Genomic DNA, 23,864 nt, shown 5'->3' with positions numbered 1-23,864 from the left:
CTCCCCCGTGAGCGAAGTGTTAGGATAGCCGCGCGTTCGTTAGCGAACGTCCAGCCTGCAGGAGGGCGCATTTTATTTATCGCCGGCATAGCATACCGGTTTACCGCCCTGTCCTTGCAGCCTCATTGCAAAGGAAGAGGCCCGATTTACCCTCTTCGCGATTGGATAAGACTGAACATGAGCGACGAAGTTTCCCGCGACGACGACAACGCCCCCAAGCCGGAAGAAAAAAAGACCGGTTTCTGGAAGCGCATGTTTACCGGTGTGGATGCCGATGAACTGAACGACACCGACTCGGCACCCGCCCCGCAAGACAATGCCTCTGGCGAACCCGAGCCCACAGTCACTCCCCCGGCAACTGCACACGTTGAAGCCCCTGCCGCTGACCCGCAACCATCGCCACAGGCCGAGAGCCAGGCCGAACCGGCGGATGACAGTGACAATGGTGAAGGCTTCTGGACACGCATGAAGCTGGGCCTGGGCAAGACCCGCAAGGGCTTGGGCAAGGGCCTGGCTGACCTGCTGGTGGGCGCCAAGGAAATCGACGACGAGATTTTCGAGGAAATCGAGACCCAGTTGCTGGTCGCCGATGTGGGCGTGGAAGCCACCGACGTGATCATCGAGGCACTGACCGGCCAGGTCAGTCGCGAAGAACTGGTGGATGCTGACGCCTTGTACGAGTCCCTGCAGAACGAACTACGCAAGCTGCTGGTGCCAGTGGACCAACCGCTCACCATCTACGGCAGCAAGAAACCCTATGTGATCCTGATGGTCGGCGTGAACGGGGTCGGCAAGACCACCACCATCGGCAAGCTGGCCTGCCGCTTCAAGGCGGAAGGCAAGAGCGTGATGCTGGCCGCTGGCGATACCTTCCGCGCCGCTGCCGTGGAGCAGCTGCAGGTATGGGGCGAGCGCAACGACATCCCGGTGGTGGCACAGCACACCGGCGCGGATTCCGCCTCGGTAGTCTATGACGCGGTCCAGGCCGCCCAGTCCCGCGGCGCCGACGTGCTGATCGCCGACACCGCCGGTCGCCTGCACACTCGCGGCAACCTGATGGAGGAGCTCACCAAGGTCACCCGGGTGATGAAGAAACTGATCCCGGATGCGCCCCACGAAGTGCTGCTGGTACTGGACGCCGGCACCGGCCAGAATGCCATCCAGCAGGCGGAACAGTTTCGCGATGCCGCCGGCGTGACCGGGTTGGCACTGACCAAACTCGACGGCACCGCCAAAGGGGGTATCCTGTTTGCCTTGGCCAAACGCACTGGCCTGCCGATTCGCTTTATCGGCGTAGGGGAACGACTGGAAGACCTGCGCCCCTTCCATGCGGAAGAATTTGTGCAGGCATTGTTTGAAGACGTGGCGGGATAAACCAGCTTCAAGCTACAAGCCTCAAGCTGCAACGCGAGACAAACACTGCCATTGGCACCGTCCTCGCCGCGCACACTTGTTTTCCTTGGAGCTTGCAGCTTGAAGCTTGTAGCTGCTTAAGGACTCTCATGATTCAGTTTGACCGGGTCAGCAAACGCTACCCGAACGGCAAAGACGCACTCAGCAAGGTGAGCTTCACGCTCCCCGCCGGGCAGCTGACGTTTTTGACCGGTCATTCCGGGGCGGGCAAATCCACCCTGTTGAAACTGATCATGATGCTGGAGCGTCCCACCCAGGGTCAGGTACTCATTGATAACCAGAATCTGAATGGCTTCGGCAACCGGCAGATCCCACTGCTGCGCCGCAAGATCGGCATGGTTCACCAGAACCACCAATTGCTGTTCGATCGGACCGTGTTCGACAACGTGGCCCTGCCGCTGATTATCGCCGGCTATGCGCGCAGCGATATCGGCAAACGGGTGCGCGCCGCACTCGACAAGGTGGGCCTGTTGGACAAGGAAAAGTTAAACCCGATCATGCTCTCCGGCGGCGAGCAGCAGCGCGTGGGTATCGCCCGGGCGGTGGTCAACAAGCCGCCGCTGCTGCTGGCGGACGAACCTACCGGTAACCTGGACCCGGCCCTCTCCGAGGAGATCATGGACCTGTTCAAGGATTTCGCCCGGGTTGGTGTAGCCGTGCTGATCGCCACCCACGACCTGAGCCTGATCGCCCGCTATAACCACCGCCTGCTGACCCTGCGTGAGGGGCGCCTGATCCACGACGGCGACGAAGGGGGCCACCATGGCAGCTAACAAGGGGCCCAGAAACGCCACCCCGATCAAGGCCAACCGCCAGAAACCGGAGCGAGTGCGCCGGGTGGCCGGGGCGCACAGTGCCCGCACCTCCCTGCAGGACCGTTTCCGCAGCTGGCGTCAACACCATCAGGACTCCTTCAAGGATGCCCTGCAACGGCTTAACGCCGCACGTACCAGCAGTGCCATGACCATTCTGGTGATCGCCATCGCCCTGGCACTGCCTGCCGGGCTGGCGGTGCTGCTGGATAATGCCCGTGCCATTACCCGCGGCTGGGACGGCAATGCCCACCTGTCCGTGTTTATGGAAATGAATATCAGCGAGCAGCGCCAGCGTGATCTGGCCCGGGACTGGCAAGGGCTGGACAACATCAGCCGCACCGAGGTGATTACCCGGGAGCAGGCGTTGGCGGAATTCAAGGCCCTGTCCGGCTTTGGCGACGTGTTGGAGGCCCTGCCGGACAACCCGCTGCCGCCGCTGATTGTGGTCTACCCGGACGAGACCGACCCGGTCACCCTGCGCGCCCTGGAAAACCGCCTCGCAGAGGCGGACGGGGTGGATCTGGTTCAGCTGGACGTGGAGTGGGTGCGCCGTCTGCATGCCCTGATAGAACTGGGCGAACGGCTGATTTCCGCTCTCACCCTGGCGCTGGCCGCCGCCGTGGTGCTGGTGGTGGTGAACACCATCCGCCTGGCCATCGAAAGCCGCCGGGAGGAAATCGTGGTGGTGAAGATCGTCGGCGGCACCGACGGCTTCGTGCGCCGACCCTTCCTCTACTCCGGTTTCTGCTTCGGCTTTGCCGGCGGCGCGACGGCAGTCATCCTTGTACAGGTGGCCCTGTGGTGGCTAGGCGGGCCCATCGACGAACTACTGGCCCTGTACAATAGTGAGGAGTCACTCACCTCCATGGCCGCATCCAGCCTGATCATCCTGCCCGCATTCAGCGGCATCCTGGGGCTTCTGGGCGCCTGGTTGGCCGTGGGCCGGCACCTGGGCGATATCGAGCCGAATTTTTGAGTTGCAAGCTACAAGCTTCAAGCTGCAAGGCGCGGTCAGGGCCGCATCCTAATCCTGTAGGCCGTGCCCGCGCCCAAGGGCTGCAGCGCGAAGCCTATCCATATCCGCTGGCAGCACCACACCCTCGTGTTGCAGCTTGAAGCTTGTAGCTTGCGACAGCCCCCGGAACCTTCCCCCCTCCATCCGTGTCCAATTCCCTGTTCATCCCCGGTTCACATGGCCGGCCTAGACTTGGTGATTGCTCCATCGACCCTCTCAATCGGCGGGAACCTTTTTGCCTATTAGCACTCCAAAGAACCGAGTGCTAAGATCAGCGGCACATACAGGACATAGACTGGTCTTCAACGAGGAGACAACGCGCATGACAAACCCTTCAACGCAAGCACAGGCGCTGATGTTGGCCGTACCGGGTAATAACCTGGACGCCTACATGCGAGCCGTTAATGCCGTGCCGGTTCTCAGCGCAGACGACGAACAACGTTTGGCAGGACAGTATTTCTACGAACAGGACGTGGATGCCGCCCGCAACTTGGTACTCGCGCACCTGCGGTTCGTAGTGCACATCGCCCGCAGCTACACCGGCTATGGTTTGCCCCTGGGCGACCTGGTCCAGGAAGGCAATGTGGGCCTGATGAAAGCGGTGAAACGCTTCGACCCCACCAAGGGCGTACGCCTGGTGAGCTTCGCGGTGCACTGGATCAAGGCGGAAATCCACGAATATGTGATCAAGAACTGGCGCATCGTCAAAGTGGCCACCACCAAGGCCCAGCGCAAACTGTTCTTCAACCTGCGCGGGCAAAAGAAGCGCCTGGGTCGCCTGAGCATGGAAGAAGCGCAACGAGTGGCCGATGATCTGGGCGTTACTGCCATCCAGGTAAAAGAAATGGAAGGCCGCCTGGGTGCCTACGACGCCAGTTTCGATGGCCCCACCAACGACGACGAGGACAGCACCGTAGTGTCCCCGGCCGCGTACCTGCACAGCGACAACAGCGATCCCGCGGACCTGCTGGCCGAACAGGATCAGCAGGAACGGGAAAGCCGCCAACTGGGCTCAGCCCTGATGGCGCTGGACGAACGCAGCCGCGACATCCTCGAGCGCCGCTGGCTGGCCGATCAGAAGTCCACCCTGCAGGACCTGGCGAACGAGTACGGCGTGTCCGCCGAGCGTATCCGCCAGTTGGAAAACAACGCCATCAAAAAGCTGCGTAACGCCATCGCAGCGTAACGCCGACCGCAAAAAGCCCCTCCTTCGAGGGGCTTTTTATTTTCACCGGTTACGTGCTGCGCGCATGCCTGCAAGCGGGTAACATACCGTCCATGAAAATTCTCCTCGTACTCGGCGCCCTTAACGGCGCACTGGCCGTTATCCTCGGCGCCTTCGGTGCCCATGGCCTGAAATCCCGCGTGGATGAATCCATGCTTGCCGTGTGGTCCACCGCCAGCGAATACCATTTCTACCATGCCCTGGCGATGCTGCTGTGTGGGTTGCTGGCCAAGGCGTTTGGCGCCAGCGGCATGGTCACCGCTGGCTGGGTGCTGTTTGCCGGCACCCTGGTTTTCAGTGGTAGCCTGTATGTGCTGGTGCTCAGCGGTCAGAAATGGATCGGCGCCATTACCCCGCTGGGCGGCACCGCACTGATCATTGGCTGGCTGATGCTGGCCTGGTCCCTGTTCAAGGCAGTTTGATCTCTATCATGAAGCTTACCGTCAACGGCGATACCCTGACTCTGGATGGCACCACCATCGCGGATCTGGTCACTCAGCTGAATCTGGCCGGCCGCCGCCTGGCGGTGGAAGTGAACCGGGACATCGTCCCGAAAAGTCAGCATGACGATTTCACCCTGAACGATGGCGATGTGGTGGAAATCGTCCATGCCATCGGCGGTGGCTGACACCACCCGGACCCTATTTATTACGCAGTAACCCGAACCGAGGCGAGGCCCCATGTCCGACCTGCTCACTATTGCCGGCAACACCTATTCTTCCCGACTGCTGATCGGCACCGGCAAGTACAAGGATTTCGAGGAAACCCGCGAGGCTATCGAAACCAGTGGCGCCGAGATCGTCACCGTGGCCATTCGCCGTACCAATATTGGCCAGAACGCAGACGAGCCCAACCTGCTGGATTTCATTAACCCGGACAAGTACACCATCCTGCCCAACACCGCCGGCTGTTTCTCCGCCGAGGATGCGGTGCGCTGTTGCAAGCTGGCGCGGGAACTGCTGGACGGCCATGATCTGGTAAAGCTGGAAGTGCTGGGTGACCAGAAAACCCTGTATCCGAACATTACCCACACCCTGCGAGCGGCCCGGGAACTGATCGATGACGGCTTCAAGGTGATGGTCTATACCAACGATGACCCGATTGTGGCCAAGGAACTGGAAGACATGGGCTGTGTGGCGGTAATGCCGCTGGGTTCACTGATCGGGTCCGGCCTGGGCATTCTCAACCCGCACAGTATCCGTCTGATCCTGGAAGAGGCGAACGTGCCCATCATCGTGGATGCCGGCGTCGGCACCGCCTCCGACGCCGCCCTGGCCATGGAAATGGGCTGTGACGGCGTGCTGCTCAACTCCGCCGTGGCCCATGCACAGAAACCAGTATTGATGGCTTCCGCCATGAGAAAAGCGATCGAGGCCGGGCGCGAAGCTTTCCTGGCCGGGCGCATGCCCCGAAAGGCGTATGCCTCGGCCTCTTCACCGCTGGACGGCATCAGTCGATAAAAAAAAGGCGCCGATCTTGGGGGAGAGTCGGCGCCGGGGTAATGGGGTTTTCAATACCATGACTTGCAGGGTGATAATCACCCACTTGCCATCAAGGTGACGTGAACCCCACCCACTCGCGGTTTTTGCTACAATCGCTCCCCGCTTCAACTCACCTGGCAGCCCCATGCTCGATTTCATCAAACAGGATCAAGACCCGGAAACCGGCAAGGTCATGCGCAAGGTGCGCAGCTTTGTGTTGCGCGAGGGCCGCCTCACCGCCGGACAGCGTAATGCCCTGGATAGCCTCTGGCCGCAATTTGGCCTGGAGCGCGCCGATGGAGTGCTGGATCCACAAGCGGTCTTCGGTCGCGATGCCCCTCGGGTTCTGGAAATCGGCTACGGCATGGGCCACTCCCTGGCGGATATGGCACAGGCCGATCCAGACAAGGATTTTATCGGTATCGAAGTGCATCGCCCTGGCGTGGGGGCCCTGCTGATGGAAATCCAGCAGCGCGGCCTGAACAACCTGCGCAGCTACTGCGATGACGCGGTGGAGATTCTCGAGCTGTGTATTCCCGATAACAGCCTGGCCCGGGTCCAGCTCTATTTCCCCGACCCCTGGCACAAGAAAAAGCACCACAAGCGCCGCATCGTCCAGCCCGCCTGGGTGGCTCTGGTGCATCGCAAGCTGCAACCCGGCGGCGTGCTGCACATGGCCACGGACTGGGAGAATTATTCCGAATACATGATGGAAGTGATGAACGGTGCCGAAGGATTCACCAACACGGCCGGTGCCGGACAATTCTCACCACGGCCGTCATGGCGCCCGGAAACCAAGTTTGAACGCCGCGGAGAAAAGCTCGGGCACGGGGTGTGGGATTTGTTGTTCGAGAAGTCGTAGGGCCTGATTCTGCCAGGCCCTACCGGCCCTACCTCTGCAAACCTTAAAAGAAATACGCTTCCAGACCCAACTGAAGGCTGCTGTATTTCAGGTCATCTCCTCCCTCAACCTCAAAACTGTAACGGTTATAGCTAGCTACCAGAGCGGCGCGCCCCTCATTGATAAGGTATTTGGTACGCAGACCAAAGAAGAAATCCCTGCCATCTTCAGAAAGCCGATCCCGAACACCGGGAGCACTCAGAGTGATGTCACCATCCCAGTTCTGTAGCCCCAGGGTTCCACCCAGGTAGAAATTTTCACTGAGCGGGAACAACAGATCAGCCGCCAGGTATGTACCATCCGCTTCCACGCTGTAGCCACCGAAACCGAGGCCCGAGACATTGATATCGCCGCTCTGCTCACCGAATTTCCGGTAGCCGAAACGCAGGCTGGAAGCCCCTCCGAAGGCGTAGCCGATATAGGCATCAAGGCCGGTATCGAAGCCATCATCATCGGTGGTAATGTCCTGAGACACGAACGCCTGAAACTCATCTTCCAACTGTTCCCCGAAATCCCCCCGGTCCAGCGACAAGCCACCACCAACCATGAAGCCGGAAGGCTCTTGAGCCAGTACAGCCGACGTCAGCCCCAGCAAACATACCCCCACAAACACATTTTTCATCGTTCCCTTCCCTTCGTTTGAAATAACGAAGGAGCCTAGCCGGTCCATCCGGAATGTAAAGTTTTGCACATCGTTTTGAGATATCACTTACACGTCTTTCAGCAATCTCCCACTGACGACCCCTGTCGCTCCCATCCCCCCCAGCACCAGCAAGGCCCAGTCATTCCCCAACAGCGCCACCCCGGCACTGATGCCACCCACCGCCAACAATAGAACGCCGATAACGGTATTACTGACGGCGGTGTAGTCCGTGCGTTTGGTGCCACCGGCCATGTCCACCATGTAGGTCTTGCGGCCGATACGCACGCCGGCATGGGCAATGGCGAGCACAAAGAAGGCCAACGGGTACAACCAGTGGAGCCAATCCGCTTGCGGCCCCCACGCGGCAAGCCCACCGGCCAGCAGACAGACCAGCGCCGCCAGCGCCCCACCCCGCACCATCACATTGCGGCTGGAGGTATCAGCCATATAGCCCCAGACCGTGGCGCTGACGGTGCTGGCCAGACTGGAGGCCAGTACAAAGCTGCCCAGCAGCAGCGGTAGAGAAGCCTGCTCCTGGGCCACCAGCACCAGGAACGGTGAAGCCAGCGACGAGGCCATCAGCAAGGCGCGGGTGATCACAAAGCGGCGAAAAGGGGCATCGGTTTTCAGCAAGCCAAGGCTGGCCAGCGCTTCCTTGAAGGCGTTGTTGCCGCCTTCGCTGGCCCCAGGATACTCATCGACGGTAAAGAACACCGCGGCAGCCACCAACCAGGCCACCCCTGCCGACGCCAACAACGCGCCATAGAACGCCATGGACGGGTCCTCACCCCCGCGGAAGATCACCAGTGACAGCGCAAACGTGATCGCCCCCGACAGCGTGGCGGACAACCCGGTAAGGCGACCACGGCGAGACTTGGGGATGCATTTCCCCTGCACATCCTTCATGGCCACTGAGCAGAAGCCGCGACTGATACTGAACAGCACCAACAAACCGATAATCGTCAGACCTGCCTGCATTCCCTCCAGTAACCAGACCGCGGCGGCCATTGCCAGCACGGCAATCCCCTGCAGCGCCGCCCCCAGGGTCCAGAAGCCCTTGCGTACCGGGTAGCGACGCACCAGGGCGCCGATCATCAACTGGGGGATCAGCGAGCCGGATTCCCGAATGGGCACCAGTAACGCCGCCAGGTAAGACGGCGCTCCTACCGCGGTGATCAGCCAGGCCAGCACGGTTTTCGGGTTGATCAACAGATCGCCGATCTTGGTCAGGGTGTTCGCGCTGATGATACGAAAGAAATTCCCGGGCACCTCCCGACAGGCGGCATCACTGATGTCCGTGCAGGTTCGGGCGTCTTCCTCATTGGCCACCTGGGCGTAGAGGCGGTCGAGAAGATCCTGTTTTGCCATGCTTCACCCCATCTTGATCACTTTTTGACCCGGCACTCACTGTGGCAGGCTTAGCGTGAACCCAACATATAACGACGGAGGGTAAGACGCATGTATCGGGTTTACTATCTCGTCCCCAACCTGCAACAGGTCAGCAACGCGATCACCCGCCTGGATACCGCCGGTATCAGTGGAGATCGTATTCATGTCATGGCACGGGATGCCGGTGAGCTGGATCGCCACGGCATCAACGCCACCACCCCCTGGGAAGATACCGACATCATGAGTAATGGCTATAGCGGCGCCACCCGCGGCCTGCTGATCGGTCTGCTTGCCGGTTATGCCATCGCGTTCATCGATCCATGGGGCGTGGATGCCCATCTGGGTGTATGGCTGCTTACTGCCCTGTTTTTCACCTGTTTCGGTGCCTGGGCCGGCGGTCTGCGCGGCATTTCCCAGTCCAATCATCATCTGGCCCCCTACCTGCAGTCAGTGAAAAACGGCAATTACCTGCTGCTGATCGATGTGGATCGCAAACATGAACGCAATCGCGTCCACCAGGCGCTGGATCATCACATCGACATCCGCAACCACAGCGAAGAGGAACATTTCTCCCCTCTGGCATAAATCATCCACTGATTCGCAGGCCAACCGCCCGGTCGCCGATTGCACGGCCACCGGGCGGGCTTTAGACTTTGCGGCATCCTTTGCAAGCGAGTCATCATGCCGCAACAGATCCCCGACGACGCTCCATGGTCTGCTGAAGACTCTGTAGGTCTGGTCGAGCCCAAAACGCTCCAGTTTGATACTGCTCTCGAACTGGAATGCGGCCGTACCCTGACGTCCTACGAGCTGGTCTACGAGACCTACGGCACCCTCAACAGCAACGCCTCCAATGCGGTGCTGATTTGCCATGCCCTGTCCGGCCACCACCATGCCGCCGGCTATACCAGCAAGAGCGACAAGCGTCCCGGCTGGTGGGATGCCTGCATTGGCCCCGGCAAGGTGATCGATACCAATCGTTTTTTCGTGGTCAGCCTGAATAACCTGGGTGGCTGCCATGGCTCCACCGGCCCCGCGTCCATCAACCCGGAAAGCGGTCAGCCCTGGGGGCCGGATTTTCCCATGATGACGGTAAAGGACTGGGTGAACAGCCAGGCCCGGCTGGCGGATGTGCTGGGCATTTCCCGCTGGGCCGCGGTCATCGGTGGCAGCATGGGCGGCATGCAGGCACTGCAGTGGTCCATCGACTATCCGGACCGGCTCAGCCATGCGGTGGTCATCGCGGCGGCACCGAAACTGTCTGCCCAGAACATTGCCTTCAATGAAGTGGCGCGCCAGTCGATTCTTACCGATCCCAACTTCCACGGCGGGCGCTATTACCTGCACGACACCTACCCCCGTCAGGGGCTGATCCTGGCGCGCATGGTCGGCCACATCACCTACCTGAGCGACGACGCCATGCGCATGAAGTTCGGCCGCGATCTGCGTGCCGGTCGCTTCCATTTCGGCTTCGACGTGGAATTCCAGGTGGAATCCTATCTGCGCCATCAGGGCGAAGTGTTCTCGCGCAATTTCGACGCCAACACCTACCTGCTGATGACCAAGGCGCTGGATTATTTCGACCCGGCCCGGGAATTCGATAATTCCCTGGAAACCGCCCTGGCAAAACCGGAGTGCAAATTCCTGGTCATGTCGTTCACTTCCGATTGGCGTTTTGCGCCGGAGCGCAGCCGCGAAATCGTCAACGGCCTGGTCCATGCCGGCCGCGATGTGAGCTACGCGGAAATCGATACGCCCAAAGGCCACGACGCCTTCCTGCTGGATATCCCCGAATACACCAAGCTGTTCGGCGCCTATATGCACAGGGTCGCCAACGAAGTGGAAAACGGCGTCAACAATGTGGAGGCAGGCAACCATGCGTGATGACCTGCAACTGATCAGTGACTGGATCCCCGCTGACGCCAGCCTGCTTGACCTGGGCTGTGGTGACGGCACCCTGCTGGCCCATCTGCAGCATCACAAGCAGATTCGCGGCTACGGCCTTGAGATCAACCAGGACAACCTGGCGGCCTGCTTTGAAAAAGGCGTCAATGTTCTGGAGCAGGATCTGGACGAAGGCCTGGGCAATTTCCAGAATCACCGCTTCGATTACGTGGTGATGACCCAGGCCCTGCAGGCCGTGCTGCGCCCGGACCAGATTCTCAATGAAATGCTGCGCGTGGGCCGCGAGGCCATTATCACCTTCCCCAACTTCGGTCACTGGCGAGTGCGCGCCTACCTGGGCCTGAAAGGACGGATGCCGGTGTCTTCCACGCTGCCCTACGAGTGGTACAACACCCCCAACATCCACTTGTGCACCGTGCAGGATTTCGAGACCCACTGTCGCAAGAGCAATATTCGCATCCTGGAACGGCAGGTGATCAACCGCCGTCATCGCAGCGGTCTGCTGGCACGGCTCTGGCCCAACCTGTTCGGGGAAATTGCGATCTATCGGGTGACGGTATAAAAGCAGCTACGAGCTAAACCGTTAGATAACGAAGAGCCGGGCACCCACGTTCCCGGCTTTTCTCTTTTCCTCGCAGCTCGTCGCTAGAAGCTCGCAGCTAACGACGTCAGGAGTTTTTCATGGAAAAAATCGTTCTCGCCTCCGGCAACGCCAAAAAACTCGCCGAAATGCAGCGCCTGCTGGAGCCGCTGAATATCGAGGTGGTGGCCCAGAGTGAGTTTTCCGTGCCGGAAGCGGATGAAACCGGTACCACCTTTGTGGAAAACGCCATCATCAAGGCTCGCAATGCCAGCAAATACACCGGCCTGCCCGCCATCGCCGATGATTCAGGCATTGAAGTGGCAGCGCTGAAGGGGGCACCCGGAGTGTACTCGGCGCGTTTTTCCGGGGTCGGCGCCACCGATGCCAAAAACAATGCCTTGCTGGTGGAGATGCTGACCGATGCGCCCGACGTCTCCCGTGACGCCCGCTATGTGGCCGTGATCGTACTGATGCGCCACGAGGATGATGCCACGCCGTTAATCTGCCAGGGCACCTGGAACGGGGAAATCGTACTGGAGGCCCAGGGAGATCAGGGTTTTGGCTATGACCCGCATTTCTTCGTGAGAGAAAAGCACTGCACCGCCGCCCAGCTACCCGCGGAAGAGAAAAACGCCATCAGCCACCGGGGCAAAGCCATGGCCCAACTGATTCAGGCACTGCAGTAAGCGTCACACGCCGCCTTCACCTGGATATCGCCCCTGCCTGCTAACATGTTCGGCCAATGCAGCAGGGATGCCATATATGCGAAAACACCAACTTGCCACTGCCAGTATCCTGGTATCGCTGGTCTCACTGGCCCAAGGCAGTGGTCTGGAGGGCAGCTTCCAGTCTCAATGGCAAAGCCGCTATGTGACCGAAGGGCGGGACAACCTGGACAGCAACCCACTGGTTTCCGCCGGCGTTGATTTGACTCATCAGGCAGTCACTGCCGGAGTCTGGCAGGCTTGGGCCAATGGCAGTGATTACAGGGAAAACAATCTCTTCGTGGAATACGCTCCCTATGTGGAGCACTGGAGCCCCTACCTCAACGTCACCTACCTGCAGTTTCACCCGCAAGGCGCAGATGATGTGGAAACCGGTGCCGGTTTTACCGCGCCGATTCAGCCCTGGTTATCCGTGTCTCTGGATGGCACCTGGAGCAAACAAGCCTCTGGCGCTTTCTATGCCCTGACGCTGCACACCCAGAGAGAGCTGATCCCTAACTTGACCGGTAAACTGCATATCACCCAGACCTACGATGACGGTTATGCCAGTGACGATTACAACGGCCCGAACCACAGGGAGGCAGGTGCTCATTTACTCTGGGACGTACTGCCTGCACTGGAACTGCATGCGGGCTGGCAGCATAGCTGGGCCGGAGAAGACGTACGCCGGGACGGCGGTGATGATCTCAGCTGGGGCCAGGTCGCCTGATCCGTTATTTCTGAACGCGGGCCAGCCAGCGATCCAGGGCATTGGCGAATCTCGCCTTGTCCTGGCCAGAATAACTGCTGGGGCCACCGGTCTGCATGCCGGCCGAGCGCATCTCCTCCATGAAATCACGCATGTTCAAGCGTTCGCGCACGGTATCCTTGTCCAGCCAATGTCCGTGTGGGGTTACCGCCTCTGCCCCTTTGGCGACCACCTCTGCCGCCAGCGGGATATCCTGGGTCACGACAAGGTCGCCGGGTTCGCAGCGGCGCACAATTTCGTTATCGGCCACATCAAAACCCTGCCCCACCTGAATGGCACGGATCAACGCAGAACGCGGCACGGCCACCGGCTGATTGGCCACCAGCGTGCACGGAACCTGCACCCGCTGAGCCGCCCGAAACAACACTTCTTTCACCGGCCGCGGACACGCGTCGGCATCTACCCAGATATGCATAAATCAGTGAACAGTTAAAAGTGAATAGTTAACAGCGAAGGTCAAAAGACACACACCTCCACCCCGGCAGTTTGCTACCATACCCGAACCAGGTGAATTTTAGCTGTTCACTGTTCACTTTTAACTGTTCACTGCCCTCATGCCCCTCAAGAACCCGCCCCTCTCCCTCTACATCCACACTCCCTGGTGTGTGCGCAAATGCCCTTATTGCGATTTCAATTCCCACGAGCGGGGTGAATTGCCAGAGGCGGCTTATCTGCAGGCACTGCTGACGGACCTGGATCAGGATCTGTCGCTGGTCGGGGACCGACCGGTGGAAACCGTGTTTATTGGCGGCGGCACACCGAGCCTGCTGTCCGGGGATTTTTATCAGCAACTGTTTCAGGGTATCCGGCAACGACTATGCCTGAGCGATCAGGCTGAAATCACTCTGGAAGCCAACCCTGGCACGGTGGAAGCGGGTCGCTTTGCCGGCTTTCGAGAGGCCGGCATCAACCGGCTGTCGATCGGGGTGCAGAGCTTCAACAATACCCATCTGCAGGCCCTTGGGCGCATCCATGATGCCAGTGCCGCCATTGATGCCGCCCGCCAGGCCCGGGAAGCCGGCTTCACCACCTTCAACCTGGATATCATGCATGCCCTGCCAGGACAGAGCAGGGCCCAGGCCCTGGAGGACCTGCAACAGGCCATGGAGCTGCAGCCGACACACCTGAGCTGGTACGAACTCACCATCGAGCCCAACACCGTCTTCTACCGCTCCCCCCCCGACCAGCCGAGCCCTGACAACATGGCCGATACCGAAGAGGCCGGCTTTGCCCTGCTGGCCAGTCAGGGGTTTCACCGCTATGAGGTTTCTGCCTTTTCCCAGGACGGCCGTGCCTGTCGACATAACCTGAATTACTGGCAATTCGGTGATTATCTGGGTATCGGCGCAGGCGCCCACGGCAAGATCACCAATGCAAGCCGAGGCACCATCCACCGCTACCAGAAAACCCGTAAGCCGGAAGACTATCTGGCCAACCCGGAAGAAGCCCGCCGCCAGTACCAGCCAGTGGCAGAAGACGACCGCTTGTTTGAAGCCCTGATGAACGGCCTGCGACTCGTGGACGGCATCCGGTTACAGACTGTAGAGGACAACACCGGCCTTCCTGCGGCACAATGGATAAAGAATCTGGGGGAACTCCGGCAACAGGGATTGCTGGAGATCACCGCTCAGCGACTGCACTGCACCGACAAGGGCATGCACCACCTGAACGGGGTATTGGCGAAGCTGGCAGAGGCGCTATAACAAAGCGCTTGAACCACTCCCCAATGCTATCCACACTGTTTCCATGCATCACAACAGATACCGACTATGATCAAGACACGGAGCGGGCGCGAACAGGCGCTGGCAGAACGCGAACAACTGTTTATTGAAGCCACCCGCCAGCAACTGTGCAACGAAGGCCTGCTCGGCATCCAGATGGCTGCCATTGCCCGAAGCTGCAATTTTGCTACCGGCACCCTTTATCACCATTTTGCCTCGAAAGAAGACCTGCTGATTGCGGTCTGTACAGAACTGACCACCACTCGCCGGGACTATTTCCAGCGCGTCGCCGACTCCAACCTGAGCACCCGTGACAAGATGCTGGCCTTCGCCGTGGCCTATGCCCTGTTTGCCCAGCACTACCCGGAACACTTCCGCCTGGAACAATATGTAATGACCGAAGTGGTCTGGCAGGCAGCGTCCGCCAACCGTCGGGAGCAACTGCTGGAAGCGACCCAGCCCATTGGGCGCATGGTGGAACAGGTGGTCAAGGACGCCATGGAAAACGGCGAACTGGAAACCCACGGTCTGGCGCCGCTGGCTTTCAGCATCGGCCAATGGTCCATGAGCATGGGCATGCACACCCTGATCCATGCGGAAGGGATTCTGGACATGTACGACCTGAAAGACCCCTACCGGATGTTGCTGCGCAATATCCAGCTACAGCTCAATGCCATGCAGTGGCAGCCGCTAGCTGGCGATCCTTTCGACGATGCTGAACTCGACCAGAAAGTAGATGACTTGTGCAGAACACTTTTCAGCGATCTTTGCAGTGAAAAGAAGCATTGTCTCGCGCTTGGCTGACAAGCCCAGCCCTCCAAGCTTCTTCTCACATAAAAAAACCCGCGAATGCGGGGTTTTTTTATTAGCCATTTCCAGGGCAGGAAAAGACTAGAACTTCCATACAGCAGACACGGAAGGCCCATCAATGCTGATGTCGTATTCATCATCACGATATTGGGTATATTCAGCATTGATGCCGATACGATCCGTCAGATCCATGTCTACGCCTGCAGCATAGGAGGCATCATTCCAGTTATCACGACCTGAGACACTCCCGTCCAGACGCTCTCGACCACCAGCTGCACCCACAGCCGCATAGGGCGTCAGGGCTGTCTTGTTTTCCCATTTCACCCGCAGATATGCGCCATAAAAATAATCCTGCTTGTACTCCACATCTGCACCGCCGAAGGTTTCTTCGTGATTCACGACGGTGGTGCCCAGTCTCAGTTCGGCACCGAAGTAGGGTGAAATATCAGCACCCAGTTTGGCAACCAGATTCCCGGTATCAAATTCACCATCGCTGAAGGAACGGTCACTGTGGTCAAGCTGCGCGTAACCCACGGCAAGGTACCCATCAGCATGGGCATTACTGGCGGACATCCCAAGCACACACAGCGCTAGAGAGGCATAAACCTTTTTCATGTCGACTCCTTGTTATTCAGCCTTGCCGGCTTATTTTTCCTGAGCTTTTCTTGTTTTCTTTTCAGCAACAAGCTGGTCGTGCTGGGCCGGGGTGCAGCCGAGACAACGCAGAAACGTGCTGCGGGCCGGAGCTCTTACCAGTTTCTCGGCAGCCTCATCTTCATTACCCCCCAGCAGACTGACTGGCAGCGTGACGGTAAAGAGCGCAAAGCCCACCAGCGTTGAGGCCGCCAGCACCGGGCGGGCAATCAGGGCGTCCCCGATCATGGCCACTTCGCCTGGGCGATTATCCACGTCCCCCATGGATCGGGCATGGGTAGCAAGCGGCGTCATTGCACTCAGCACCAAGGTGGAGGCGAGAACAGATGCCACTACCGGGCGCTTTGCTCGCTTCATGGTGAATCCCTCTTGTGTTTTTATAGTTAAAGTATCGCTGACATTGTTCCAGCTAAGTCGTTAATATTCCGACAATTGCATCACAATCTACACCTTTGTTCGTAGCCCAGCAATAGGTTGCATGGTCAATTCATGACCAACTTCCCCTGGCTGCGGACCCGGTCTCACCCGAGGCAAGCTCCTCACAAGACGCCCTGCATGCAAGGGCCCCTAGCGCTGGCACTGCGGGCAATAGCAGGTACTGCGCTGGCCATGGCGATCTGCCTTGAGCAACGCCCCACATTGCAGGCAGGGCTGCCCGGCCCGACCATAGACATTAAGGGACTGGGCAAAATAGCCTGGCTGGCCATCCGCACTGGTAAAGTCTTTCAGGGTCGTGCCTCCCGCCTCGATAGCCTTGGCAAGCACCGCCCGAATGGCATCCGCCAAGCGCTGATACCGCTCCCGGGAAATCCGGCCTGCCGCCCGGGAAGGATGGATGCCAGCAAGAAACAGGCTCTCCTGCGCATAGATATTGCCCACGCCGACCACCGTGGCGTTATCCATGATGAAGCTCTTTACCGCCACCTTGCGACTCCGCGAGCGGGCAAAAAGCCAGTCACCATCGAAACCCTCCCCCAATGGCTCCGGACCAAGCGCCGCCAGTAACGAATGGGGCTCGCCTCCAGGCTGATACAACACGCTGCCAAAACGGCGCGGATCGTTGAAACGAAGCACCTTGCCACTGTCTAGCAGCAGATCCACATGGTCATGCTTGCGCAGCGGCAGAGCGGCTTCGACCACTCGCAGAGTGCCGGACATGCCGAGGTGAATCATCACCTGGCCCGCCTCCAGCTCAATCAGCAGATATTTGGCCCGGCGGCGCAGAGCAATGACGGGGCAGTCCTTCAGCCCATACAGGCCATCGCTGACCGGCCAGCGTAAACGCGACTCACGCACGGTGACGCCTTTCAGGATGCGCCCTTCCAGATGGGGGCGAATGCCTCTGAGGGTGGTTTCCACTTCGGGTAATTCGGGCATGAAAAAAGCAGTGAATGGTTAATAGTTAACAGTGAATAGTTAAAATTCACCCGCTTCGGGTATGGTAGCACCACCGGGGCCAACAGATACGCCCTGTTTTTCGCTGTTAACTTTTCACTGTTCACTGTTCACTGTTCACTGCTATGTCCGTTTCCTACTGGCTCGGCGTCGACACCGGCGGCACTTTTACCGATTTTGTACTGCTCGGGGACGGCGAACCGCGCATTCACAAGGTACTGTCCACGCCCTCAGCTCCCGAACAGGCCATCCTGCAAGGCATAGGCGAGCTTGGGCTCGGGGACGCCATGAGTGCGGGCCAGCTGGCCATCATCCACGGCACTACGGTGGCTACCAATGCGGCACTGGAAGGCAAAGGCGCCCACACAGTGCTGATCACCAACCAGGGGCTGGAGGATATTCTTCGCATCGGCCGGCAGAACCGGGCAGAGCTGTACAACCTGACGCCGACACCACCGCCCTCGGTGCTGGAGACCCTACCCGTTGCCGGAACACCTTGCCGACTTGATGCCCAGGGCAAGGAAGTAACACCACTCAATGACGCCGAGCTGTCAAAACTGGTGGAGGAGGTGCTTGCCCACCAGCCGCAATCTGTGGCCCTGTGCCTGCTGTTTTCCTACCTGAATCCGGCCCATGAGCAGCGCATCCGCCAGGCCCTGGAGGCTGCCGGCCTGCCGGTCAGTGCTTCCCACGCCATTTTGCCCACACGGGGAGAGTATGAGCGTGGCATGGCCACCTGGCTGAATGCCTGGCTGGCTCCGAAAGTGTCGGACTATCTGCAACGCCTGCAGCAGGCGACGACGCCCGCGCCACTGGCCATCATGCAATCCCACGGCGGCACCATTGCCTCCGATCAGGCCGCCGACCTGGCAGTTAATCTGCTGCTGTCCGGCCCTGCCGGCGGCCTTGCCGCCGCCAAGCGGCTGGGCGAGCAACTCCAGCAACCGCAACTGATGACCTTTGACATGGGCGGCACCTCCACGGACGTTGCCCTGCTGGACGGCGACCTGAGGCTAACCCAGCAGGGCCACATTGGCCCCTATCCGGTGGCGGTTCCCATGGTCGATATGCATACCATCGGCGCCGGTGGCGGCTCACTGGCCTATGTGGATGATGCGGGCCTACTCCACGTGGGGCCGCATTCCGCTGGCGCCGACCCGGGGCCAGCCTGTTATGGCCGTGGCGGTGACCGGGTCACAGTCACCGACGCCAATGTAGTGCTCGGCCGTCTGCAACCGGATTTCGCCCTGGGCGGGACCCTGTCACTGGATGTGGCCGCCGCGAAAAATGCCATGCAGCAGCTGGCAACACAGCTTGGGCTCGGCATGGAGGAAACGGCCGAAGGGGTATTGGCACTGGCCAATGAACACATGACCCAGGCACTACGGGTGATTTCCATCCAGAAAGGCTTCGACCCGGCGGATTTTGCCCTGCTCAGTTTTGGCGGTGCCGGTGGCCTTCACGTCTGCGCCCTGGCAGACAATCTGGGCATGCGCCGGGCCATTGTCCCCCGTCGTGCCGGCGTCCTTTCTGCCGAGGGGCTGGTGTATGCGCCACGTAAACGCGAACACCTGCAGGCGCTGCCCGAGGACAGTGACGACAAGGCACTGCAATCCCTGATCGCTGCTCTGCAACTGCAAGGCGACGAAGAGCTGATTCACGAAGGGGTCCCTGAGCGCGACATTCAGCACCGGGTCTTTGTGGATATGTGTTACCAGGGCCAATCATCCGTATTACAGATACCATGGCAAATTGACGCCGCAGTGCGAGAAAAGCAGTTCCACGCTGCCCACGAGCAGCGCTTCGGCCACCGCCTCGCACTGCCAGTACAACAGGTGAATATCCGGGTGCAAAGCCTGGCCACCACCTCGCCGCCTCGCCAACCGCCTTTGCCTGCGCGCACCGGCAAGGCGACCCGACACGCGCAACTGCCCGGCGTGAACCAGCCGGTGACCGTTTATGACCGTGAAGCCCTGGGCACCGGCCAGACCCTGCATGGCCCGGCATTGATCAGCGAAGCGGTGGGAACGACCTGGCTGGCCCAGGGCTGGCAGGCCTCGGTGGATCAATATGGGCATTTCTTGCTGGAACGCTCTCCCACCTGACGCCAATCCGTTTGGGCGATCTCTGGCCGCATCACCCGGGTTTTGCTTTTTTACGTCCTGCGTCAGGCGTCAGGTCCAGGCGCTCTTTTTCCTACCGTTCATCCGCCCCTGGCCAACCCTTGGCCCGAAAGTCCGAATTTGACCCATCCGGCACCTTCTTCCTGTCATCCCGACTGGGCACAATAGGAGCTCCGTTTTTACCTTGTGCGACTTTCATGCTGAATTATCTGAGCAACGGCCTGCTGGCCCCGAGTCTGGGTGTCCTGATTCTGATCACCCTGGCCATGACCCACATCACCATTGTCGGCGTCACCGTATACCTGCACCGCTATTCCGCCCACCGGGCCCTGGAACTGCATCCGGTGCTGAAACATTTCTTCCGGTTCTGGCTGTGGCTGACCACCGCTCAGAACACTCTCGAGTGGACCGCCATCCACCGCAAGCACCATGCTAAATGCGAAACCGAAGACGACCCGCACAGCCCGCAGGTCAAAGGCATCAAAAAGGTCCTCAGCGAAGGTGCCGAGCTTTATCGTGAAGAAGCGGAAAACCAGGAAACCCTGAAAAAGTACGGCGCCGGCTGCCCGGACGACTGGGTTGAGCGCAATATCTATTCCCGTTTCCCCATGGGCGGCGTGACTCTCATGGCCGTGATCGACCTGCTGCTGTTTGGTGCCGCCGGCATCACCGTATGGGCGATTCAGATGATGTGGATTCCACTGTTCGCCGCCGGTGTCATCAACGGCATCGGCCATTACTGGGGCTATCGCAACTTCGAGTGCGCCGATGCTTCCCGCAATATTTCGCCCTGGGGCATCCTGATCGGCGGTGAAGAGCTGCACAACAATCACCACACCTACCCGAACTCCGCGAAACTGTCCGTGCGTCGCTTCGAGTTCGATATGGGCTGGGCCTGGATTCGTCTGTTTGAAATGCTGGGTATGGCCAAGGTGAAAAAAGTCGCCCCCAAACCGGCCTTCGAGAAAAGCGCCAGCAAAGTGGACCTGGATGCACTTCGCGGCATCATGCAGCATCGCTTTCAGGTAATGGCTACCTATCGCAAGACTGTCATCGTGCCAGTTTTCAAACAGGAACAGTCCCGCGCTTGCGACGCTACCCGCGACTTGTATGCCCGTGCCCACGCCCTGTTTCATCGCGACATCAGCCTGATCAAGCCCGGCCAGAAAAAGCGGCTGCAGAAGCTGACGGAAAGCAACGAAACCCTGGATGCCATCTACCAGTTCCGTTTACGCCTGCAGGACATCTGGACCCAGACCAGCCGTAATTCTTCGGAGATGGTAGAAGCTCTGGAGCAGTGGTATCACGATGCCCGAGAGTCAGGCATTGCGGCCCTGCAGGAGTTTGCCGACCAGCTGACTCGCTATCGGCCAGCGACTGTGTCGCACTGATTTTCAGTTGTCGAGCACCACAAAAAAGGCCGCATTTTTGCGGCCTTTTTTTGTGGTGCCAGGTTGGCAGTCTTCGAAGAACACGAAACTCAATATCCAGGCTGAAGCAGAGGAGAGGGCGCGAATAGGCAGAGTACTCCAGTGCCAACATCACCTCTGATTAGCCGTTTCCTAAAAGAGCGACCGAAAGGGCCATCACTGATCCGGCTGCTCAACCGCAATATTCTCGATCAGTTGGATACCATCCTGGTTGGCCGCACTGACATTAACGCTAATACCCCCCAGCCCAACACCCAGGGTTCGTAGCAAAGGATTGATAACAGCCTCCGCGAGGCTTGATATGACATCATTCAAAAGCACAAGCACCGGATCCACAATAGGGGTCAATAGCGGCGTCAGGTTAATCAAGCCAAAATTGCTCCTGAGAAGCGAAGCCTCATGAACCGTTATATCCAGATCCAGACCAGACAACCCATCACCCAGATCGTTGTGTTGTGACTGATCGCATCCTTCAATTGGATCACAATACAAATTATAGCGAGGGTCCATGAACACCGTTTCTTCAACACCGGGAACCTCCCCCTCCACTTCCGCGTTCAGATAAAGTATGCCTTCGATGGGGGGAAGCAGCCCAGACAACAGCGACAATCTACCAACATTTGCTTCCAATCGCTCTGGCAGTAACTCGCCCCCCGGCCCCAACCGCCCGGTTACAATACGAGCCACTTCCCGCTCAAGATTAACGCCAAACTCCACCGAGTTTGAGCGCCCTCTAGCGCAATCAGCGGAAATTAATTGGCCTTCGCCGCCGCCTGCATTGACGGCCAGAGGGACCGTTAAATCCGCAAGAGAAAATGTCAGCAGGGGACCCAGGCTTATCGGCAACAATTCTACCTGTGCGGATAACTGCAACGTCACATCCGGCGCATAAAAACGGGTGACCCATTCCCCATCCGCGTCCTGACGAGCAGGACCGACAGCTACAGTCGGTGGCTCACCCACGTTCAAGCCAAGGTCCACCGAATTAATATTGGCGATAAGCGGGACAGACAGGTTGTTGATAGTTAGCGGCAACGACAGCAGGCCGCCGGCTCCAGCCTGCTGCTGCTCAGCCAGATTGAGCACCAGGCTGATGACTAGATCATAGACAGGAAACTCACTGGAAGCAGGAACAGAGGCATTTTCCACCACATTGATAATGTCTCCCACTTTGACAGTATCGATTCCTTGGGCCGTTACAATATCATCCAATAGATCGGCAACCGGCGCCGTAACGTCTCCAACATCACCAATGGCCGCCGCTAATTCGGACGCATCAAGCGCCAGGAGATCCACCAGGTCATCAACACCGACTGCTGTCAACAAATCGCCTAATTGCACGGTGGTATTTTCTAGGCTGTTGAGGTCAGTCGGATCAAGACTGAACCCCGGCTGATTGAGAACAACGCCTAGCAAACTGCCCAGCAAGGTGGCATCACCGCCCACGCCTGCAGTGCTGCCAGCCGCACTGACGGTTGCCACCACCTCCTTGCGCACAGCAGCATTGACGGAAATATCAATGCCCCCGAACACCGATTGCGGCAACAGCATGGAAATCGGTTCTGTGCGGGTATAGCTCACCAGCACCGCATTACTTTGTTCGATAATATTGACGGGAGCGAAAGCCACCACACCATCATTATCGGTATCATCAATCACACCGAGCTGCACTTCCAGCTCTTCAGCAGCACCCTGAAAGCCCTGGGCGGCTGCCGCCGCCAATGCGCGCTGCTGGACAAGGGCAGTGCTGGGTGCTTGCCCACCACAGGCCTGAGCCTCTCCTGCTGCAGCCTGGGCCGCCACATTCACTTGAGCCTGCATATCACTGCGCAAACTGTAAAGGCGCGCACCATCCAGCGCCATGACCGTGAGGGTAATGACGATCAACAGCAACAGCGGGGTAATGACTGACAAGGCCCCGCGTTGCCGGAGACGGTTAATTGTCGTCTCGGGTCTGTTCACCGAAGCTTTCCGGAATCGCGGTACGGAAGGAGTCTGCCAGTCGGCGCTGGGTATCCACATAAAGCGGCGCAGCCAGCTCGCTCTGCCCTGCCGGGCGAGAATCGCGCTGCTGGTTGAGCAACCAGTCAGTCACTGTCTCGGATTCATTGCTGACGACCTGCCCGGAAACACCAAAGCTATAGGTTTGCTGCGGTTCCGCCGCCAGAACCGCTCCAGGCAACACGAGTATCAAGGCCAGTTTTTTCATTGTCGGGTCCTCCCGAACTGTTCACTGAGCTTCTCGGCATAGGCGATTTCATCCTCCGAGAACCCATAATTGGACTGTAACGCTTGCAGCCCCTCACGGTCATCGGTCATCAGATAGGCTACTGCCAGATTCTGACGAACCGGTCCCTTGCCATTCGCCAGTTCCAGGGCGGTACGCAACTCGAAGGCGGCATCTTCATAACGCCCAACCAGCATCAACGCATAGCCATAATCATTACGCACCTGTGAGGTGGCGGGCGCAAGGCTTCGTGCACGCTCCAGATGGGACAGTGCCGCCATCACCTCATGACGCTTTAGCAGCACCATACCTAGCCCATGGCGGCTGCGCCCATCATCACAGCGGTTGGCCAAGGTCCGGTATACCTGTTCGGCCTCATCAAGCTTGCCGGAGGCCGCCAGCAACTGGCCGTATCGCAACCAGTGGTCAATGGCGCTCATGGGCTTGCTTTCCAGCTGAGCAAGAGCCGCATAATTGCGCCCCTTGGCCATCAGGGTATCGACCATTTCCAGATCCACACGCTGCTCTGGCTGCAATGCGTCCTTGCAGGCAATTGCTGATACATCCACTGTGCCGGGGGCCGACTCCGGCACTGACTGGTGGGCACAACCCGCCAGCAATACCAGTGCTCCCCAAACCATGCCACGCATGTTGTTACTCC

The 23,864-nt window shown here is 59.1% G+C and carries 26 protein-coding genes; 17 read left to right on the top strand and 9 right to left on the bottom strand.

Annotated elements, in window-relative coordinates:
* The first annotated feature begins 177 nt into the window (after positions 1 to 177).
* The 8 genes from ftsY to trmB all read left to right on the top strand — a co-directional run bounded on the left by ftsY (position 178) and on the right by trmB (position 6,811).
* Positions 178 to 1,374 carry a signal recognition particle-docking protein FtsY gene (gene ftsY / locus Q0Y02_RS03880; protein ID WP_297764635.1) on the top strand — a complete coding sequence of 399 codons (1,197 nt, stop codon included), beginning with the start codon at positions 178 to 180 and terminating at the stop codon, positions 1,372 to 1,374.
* A gap of 128 nt (positions 1,375 to 1,502) precedes the next feature.
* A complete protein-coding gene (gene ftsE, locus Q0Y02_RS03875; protein WP_035248610.1) occupies positions 1,503 to 2,186 on the top strand; it encodes a cell division ATP-binding protein FtsE in 684 nt (227 codons plus the stop codon).
* On the top strand, positions 2,176 to 3,204 hold the full coding sequence (gene ftsX, locus Q0Y02_RS03870; protein ID WP_297764631.1) for a permease-like cell division protein FtsX: 1,029 nt from the start codon (positions 2,176 to 2,178) through the stop codon (positions 3,202 to 3,204). Before ftsE ends, ftsX begins: the two co-directional genes overlap by 11 nt.
* Before the next feature lie 361 nt (positions 3,205 to 3,565).
* The gene (rpoH, locus tag Q0Y02_RS03865; protein ID WP_035248615.1) at positions 3,566 to 4,429 is read left to right on the top strand and encodes an RNA polymerase sigma factor RpoH; all 864 of its coding nucleotides are present in this window, start codon (positions 3,566 to 3,568) and stop codon (positions 4,427 to 4,429) included.
* A gap of 92 nt (positions 4,430 to 4,521) precedes the next feature.
* Positions 4,522 to 4,890 (top strand): DUF423 domain-containing protein, encoded by a 369-nt coding sequence (locus Q0Y02_RS03860; RefSeq protein WP_272962280.1) that lies wholly within the window; start codon positions 4,522 to 4,524, stop codon positions 4,888 to 4,890.
* Positions 4,891 to 4,898: 8 nt separating this feature from the next.
* Positions 4,899 to 5,096, top strand: coding sequence for a sulfur carrier protein ThiS (gene thiS / locus Q0Y02_RS03855; protein WP_035248621.1), 198 nt, complete (start codon positions 4,899 to 4,901; stop codon positions 5,094 to 5,096).
* A gap of 52 nt (positions 5,097 to 5,148) precedes the next feature.
* Positions 5,149 to 5,928 carry a thiazole synthase gene (locus Q0Y02_RS03850; protein ID WP_035248624.1) on the top strand — a complete coding sequence of 260 codons (780 nt, stop codon included), beginning with the start codon at positions 5,149 to 5,151 and terminating at the stop codon, positions 5,926 to 5,928.
* Between the two features lie 166 nt (positions 5,929 to 6,094).
* Positions 6,095 to 6,811 carry a tRNA (guanosine(46)-N7)-methyltransferase TrmB gene (gene trmB / locus Q0Y02_RS03845; RefSeq protein ID WP_297764622.1) on the top strand — a complete coding sequence of 239 codons (717 nt, stop codon included), beginning with the start codon at positions 6,095 to 6,097 and terminating at the stop codon, positions 6,809 to 6,811.
* A gap of 43 nt (positions 6,812 to 6,854) precedes the next feature.
* Here trmB and Q0Y02_RS03840 read toward each other — a convergent pair whose 3' ends face one another.
* A complete protein-coding gene (locus tag Q0Y02_RS03840; protein WP_297764619.1) occupies positions 6,855 to 7,472 on the bottom strand; it encodes an outer membrane beta-barrel protein in 618 nt (205 codons plus the stop codon).
* An 87-nt stretch (positions 7,473 to 7,559) separates the two neighbouring features.
* Positions 7,560 to 8,861 (bottom strand): MFS transporter, encoded by a 1,302-nt coding sequence (locus Q0Y02_RS03835; RefSeq protein WP_297764615.1) that lies wholly within the window; start codon positions 8,859 to 8,861, stop codon positions 7,560 to 7,562.
* A gap of 90 nt (positions 8,862 to 8,951) precedes the next feature.
* On the opposite strand from Q0Y02_RS03835, the gene Q0Y02_RS03830 reads away from it, so the two are divergent.
* From Q0Y02_RS03830 to Q0Y02_RS03810, 5 genes are all read left to right on the top strand, one after another.
* Complete coding sequence (locus Q0Y02_RS03830; RefSeq protein ID WP_297764612.1) at positions 8,952 to 9,467, top strand: hypothetical protein; 516 nt, start codon at positions 8,952 to 8,954, stop codon at positions 9,465 to 9,467.
* Between the two features lie 96 nt (positions 9,468 to 9,563).
* Positions 9,564 to 10,766, top strand: a complete 1,203-nt coding sequence (locus Q0Y02_RS03825) for a homoserine O-acetyltransferase (protein WP_297764609.1) — start codon at positions 9,564 to 9,566, stop codon at positions 10,764 to 10,766.
* Positions 10,759 to 11,349, top strand: coding sequence for a methionine biosynthesis protein MetW (gene metW, locus Q0Y02_RS03820; RefSeq protein ID WP_035248636.1), 591 nt, complete (start codon positions 10,759 to 10,761; stop codon positions 11,347 to 11,349). Before Q0Y02_RS03825 ends, metW begins: the two co-directional genes overlap by 8 nt.
* Before the next feature lie 119 nt (positions 11,350 to 11,468).
* Entirely contained in the window at positions 11,469 to 12,056 is a 588-nt protein-coding gene (gene rdgB / locus Q0Y02_RS03815; protein WP_297764603.1) for an RdgB/HAM1 family non-canonical purine NTP pyrophosphatase, read from the top strand.
* Between the two features lie 76 nt (positions 12,057 to 12,132).
* Entirely contained in the window at positions 12,133 to 12,804 is a 672-nt protein-coding gene (locus Q0Y02_RS03810) for a hypothetical protein (protein ID WP_297764601.1), read from the top strand.
* Positions 12,805 to 12,808: 4 nt separating this feature from the next.
* Here the strand turns inward: Q0Y02_RS03810 and Q0Y02_RS03805 are convergent, their stop codons facing one another.
* The gene (locus Q0Y02_RS03805) at positions 12,809 to 13,258 is read right to left on the bottom strand and encodes a YaiI/YqxD family protein (protein ID WP_272975161.1); all 450 of its coding nucleotides are present in this window, start codon (positions 13,256 to 13,258) and stop codon (positions 12,809 to 12,811) included.
* A 139-nt stretch (positions 13,259 to 13,397) separates the two neighbouring features.
* On the opposite strand from Q0Y02_RS03805, the gene hemW reads away from it, so the two are divergent.
* Together hemW and Q0Y02_RS03795 are read left to right on the top strand one after the other, a co-directional pair.
* The gene (gene hemW, locus Q0Y02_RS03800) at positions 13,398 to 14,546 is read left to right on the top strand and encodes a radical SAM family heme chaperone HemW (protein WP_297764594.1); all 1,149 of its coding nucleotides are present in this window, start codon (positions 13,398 to 13,400) and stop codon (positions 14,544 to 14,546) included.
* A 66-nt stretch (positions 14,547 to 14,612) separates the two neighbouring features.
* Positions 14,613 to 15,368 carry a TetR/AcrR family transcriptional regulator gene (locus Q0Y02_RS03795; RefSeq protein WP_297764590.1) on the top strand — a complete coding sequence of 252 codons (756 nt, stop codon included), beginning with the start codon at positions 14,613 to 14,615 and terminating at the stop codon, positions 15,366 to 15,368.
* 87 nt (positions 15,369 to 15,455) lie between these two features.
* On the opposite strand, the gene Q0Y02_RS03790 is transcribed toward Q0Y02_RS03795, so the two are convergent.
* The 3 genes from Q0Y02_RS03790 to mutM form a co-directional block, all read right to left on the bottom strand.
* Complete coding sequence (locus Q0Y02_RS03790) at positions 15,456 to 15,989, bottom strand: porin family protein (protein WP_297764588.1); 534 nt, start codon at positions 15,987 to 15,989, stop codon at positions 15,456 to 15,458.
* A 30-nt stretch (positions 15,990 to 16,019) separates the two neighbouring features.
* Positions 16,020 to 16,385, bottom strand: a complete 366-nt coding sequence (locus Q0Y02_RS03785) for a hypothetical protein (protein ID WP_297764586.1) — start codon at positions 16,383 to 16,385, stop codon at positions 16,020 to 16,022.
* 210 nt (positions 16,386 to 16,595) lie between these two features.
* The gene (gene mutM, locus Q0Y02_RS03780) at positions 16,596 to 17,405 is read right to left on the bottom strand and encodes a bifunctional DNA-formamidopyrimidine glycosylase/DNA-(apurinic or apyrimidinic site) lyase (protein ID WP_297764584.1); all 810 of its coding nucleotides are present in this window, start codon (positions 17,403 to 17,405) and stop codon (positions 16,596 to 16,598) included.
* Positions 17,406 to 17,548: 143 nt separating this feature from the next.
* Here mutM and Q0Y02_RS03775 point away from each other — a divergent pair, with 143 nt between their 5' ends.
* Both Q0Y02_RS03775 and Q0Y02_RS03770 read left to right on the top strand, forming a co-directional pair.
* Entirely contained in the window at positions 17,549 to 19,528 is a 1,980-nt protein-coding gene (locus tag Q0Y02_RS03775) for a hydantoinase/oxoprolinase family protein (protein WP_297764580.1), read from the top strand.
* 215 nt (positions 19,529 to 19,743) lie between these two features.
* Positions 19,744 to 20,937: a fatty acid desaturase gene (locus Q0Y02_RS03770; RefSeq protein WP_297764577.1), complete on the top strand. Its 1,194-nt coding sequence runs from the start codon at positions 19,744 to 19,746 to the stop codon at positions 20,935 to 20,937.
* A gap of 195 nt (positions 20,938 to 21,132) precedes the next feature.
* Here Q0Y02_RS03770 and Q0Y02_RS03765 read toward each other — a convergent pair whose 3' ends face one another.
* Genes Q0Y02_RS03765 through Q0Y02_RS03755 form a run of 3 tightly spaced genes read right to left on the bottom strand, consistent with a single transcriptional unit; the run spans position 21,133 to position 23,853 of the window.
* Complete coding sequence (locus Q0Y02_RS03765) at positions 21,133 to 22,890, bottom strand: hypothetical protein (RefSeq protein ID WP_035248669.1); 1,758 nt, start codon at positions 22,888 to 22,890, stop codon at positions 21,133 to 21,135.
* A 22-nt stretch (positions 22,891 to 22,912) separates the two neighbouring features.
* Positions 22,913 to 23,185 (bottom strand): hypothetical protein, encoded by a 273-nt coding sequence (locus Q0Y02_RS03760; RefSeq protein WP_297764573.1) that lies wholly within the window; start codon positions 23,183 to 23,185, stop codon positions 22,913 to 22,915.
* Positions 23,182 to 23,853, bottom strand: coding sequence for a tetratricopeptide repeat protein (locus Q0Y02_RS03755; protein WP_297764570.1), 672 nt, complete (start codon positions 23,851 to 23,853; stop codon positions 23,182 to 23,184). The genes Q0Y02_RS03760 and Q0Y02_RS03755 overlap by 4 nt, the downstream gene beginning before the upstream one ends.
* Between the last annotated feature and the right edge of the window lie 11 nt (positions 23,854 to 23,864).

Origin of the sequence: uncultured Alcanivorax sp. (genome assembly GCF_947258575.1) — a bacterium.
Lineage (GTDB): Bacteria > Pseudomonadota > Gammaproteobacteria > Pseudomonadales > Alcanivoracaceae > Alcanivorax.
The sequence above is the reverse complement of the archived record's forward strand: the minus strand, read 5'-3'. Positions and strand labels throughout refer to the sequence as shown.

Coding starts and splice junctions, on each gene's coding strand:
- ftsY (WP_297764635.1), top strand. CDS start 178: ATGAGCGACGAAGTTTCCCGCGACGACGACAACGCCCCCAAGCCGGAA.
- ftsE (WP_035248610.1), top strand. CDS start 1,503: ATGATTCAGTTTGACCGGGTCAGCAAACGCTACCCGAACGGCAAAGAC.
- ftsX (WP_297764631.1), top strand. CDS start 2,176: ATGGCAGCTAACAAGGGGCCCAGAAACGCCACCCCGATCAAGGCCAAC.
- rpoH (WP_035248615.1), top strand. CDS start 3,566: ATGACAAACCCTTCAACGCAAGCACAGGCGCTGATGTTGGCCGTACCG.
- Q0Y02_RS03860 (WP_272962280.1), top strand. CDS start 4,522: ATGAAAATTCTCCTCGTACTCGGCGCCCTTAACGGCGCACTGGCCGTT.
- thiS (WP_035248621.1), top strand. CDS start 4,899: ATGAAGCTTACCGTCAACGGCGATACCCTGACTCTGGATGGCACCACC.
- Q0Y02_RS03850 (WP_035248624.1), top strand. CDS start 5,149: ATGTCCGACCTGCTCACTATTGCCGGCAACACCTATTCTTCCCGACTG.
- trmB (WP_297764622.1), top strand. CDS start 6,095: ATGCTCGATTTCATCAAACAGGATCAAGACCCGGAAACCGGCAAGGTC.
- Q0Y02_RS03840 (WP_297764619.1), bottom strand. CDS start 7,472: ATGAAAAATGTGTTTGTGGGGGTATGTTTGCTGGGGCTGACGTCGGCT.
- Q0Y02_RS03835 (WP_297764615.1), bottom strand. CDS start 8,861: ATGGCAAAACAGGATCTTCTCGACCGCCTCTACGCCCAGGTGGCCAAT.
- Q0Y02_RS03830 (WP_297764612.1), top strand. CDS start 8,952: ATGTATCGGGTTTACTATCTCGTCCCCAACCTGCAACAGGTCAGCAAC.
- Q0Y02_RS03825 (WP_297764609.1), top strand. CDS start 9,564: ATGCCGCAACAGATCCCCGACGACGCTCCATGGTCTGCTGAAGACTCT.
- metW (WP_035248636.1), top strand. CDS start 10,759: ATGCGTGATGACCTGCAACTGATCAGTGACTGGATCCCCGCTGACGCC.
- rdgB (WP_297764603.1), top strand. CDS start 11,469: ATGGAAAAAATCGTTCTCGCCTCCGGCAACGCCAAAAAACTCGCCGAA.
- Q0Y02_RS03810 (WP_297764601.1), top strand. CDS start 12,133: ATGCGAAAACACCAACTTGCCACTGCCAGTATCCTGGTATCGCTGGTC.
- Q0Y02_RS03805 (WP_272975161.1), bottom strand. CDS start 13,258: ATGCATATCTGGGTAGATGCCGACGCGTGTCCGCGGCCGGTGAAAGAA.
- hemW (WP_297764594.1), top strand. CDS start 13,398: ATGCCCCTCAAGAACCCGCCCCTCTCCCTCTACATCCACACTCCCTGG.
- Q0Y02_RS03795 (WP_297764590.1), top strand. CDS start 14,613: ATGATCAAGACACGGAGCGGGCGCGAACAGGCGCTGGCAGAACGCGAA.
- Q0Y02_RS03790 (WP_297764588.1), bottom strand. CDS start 15,989: ATGAAAAAGGTTTATGCCTCTCTAGCGCTGTGTGTGCTTGGGATGTCC.
- Q0Y02_RS03785 (WP_297764586.1), bottom strand. CDS start 16,385: ATGAAGCGAGCAAAGCGCCCGGTAGTGGCATCTGTTCTCGCCTCCACC.
- mutM (WP_297764584.1), bottom strand. CDS start 17,405: ATGCCCGAATTACCCGAAGTGGAAACCACCCTCAGAGGCATTCGCCCC.
- Q0Y02_RS03775 (WP_297764580.1), top strand. CDS start 17,549: ATGTCCGTTTCCTACTGGCTCGGCGTCGACACCGGCGGCACTTTTACC.
- Q0Y02_RS03770 (WP_297764577.1), top strand. CDS start 19,744: ATGCTGAATTATCTGAGCAACGGCCTGCTGGCCCCGAGTCTGGGTGTC.
- Q0Y02_RS03760 (WP_297764573.1), bottom strand. CDS start 23,185: ATGAAAAAACTGGCCTTGATACTCGTGTTGCCTGGAGCGGTTCTGGCG.
- Q0Y02_RS03755 (WP_297764570.1), bottom strand. CDS start 23,853: ATGCGTGGCATGGTTTGGGGAGCACTGGTATTGCTGGCGGGTTGTGCC.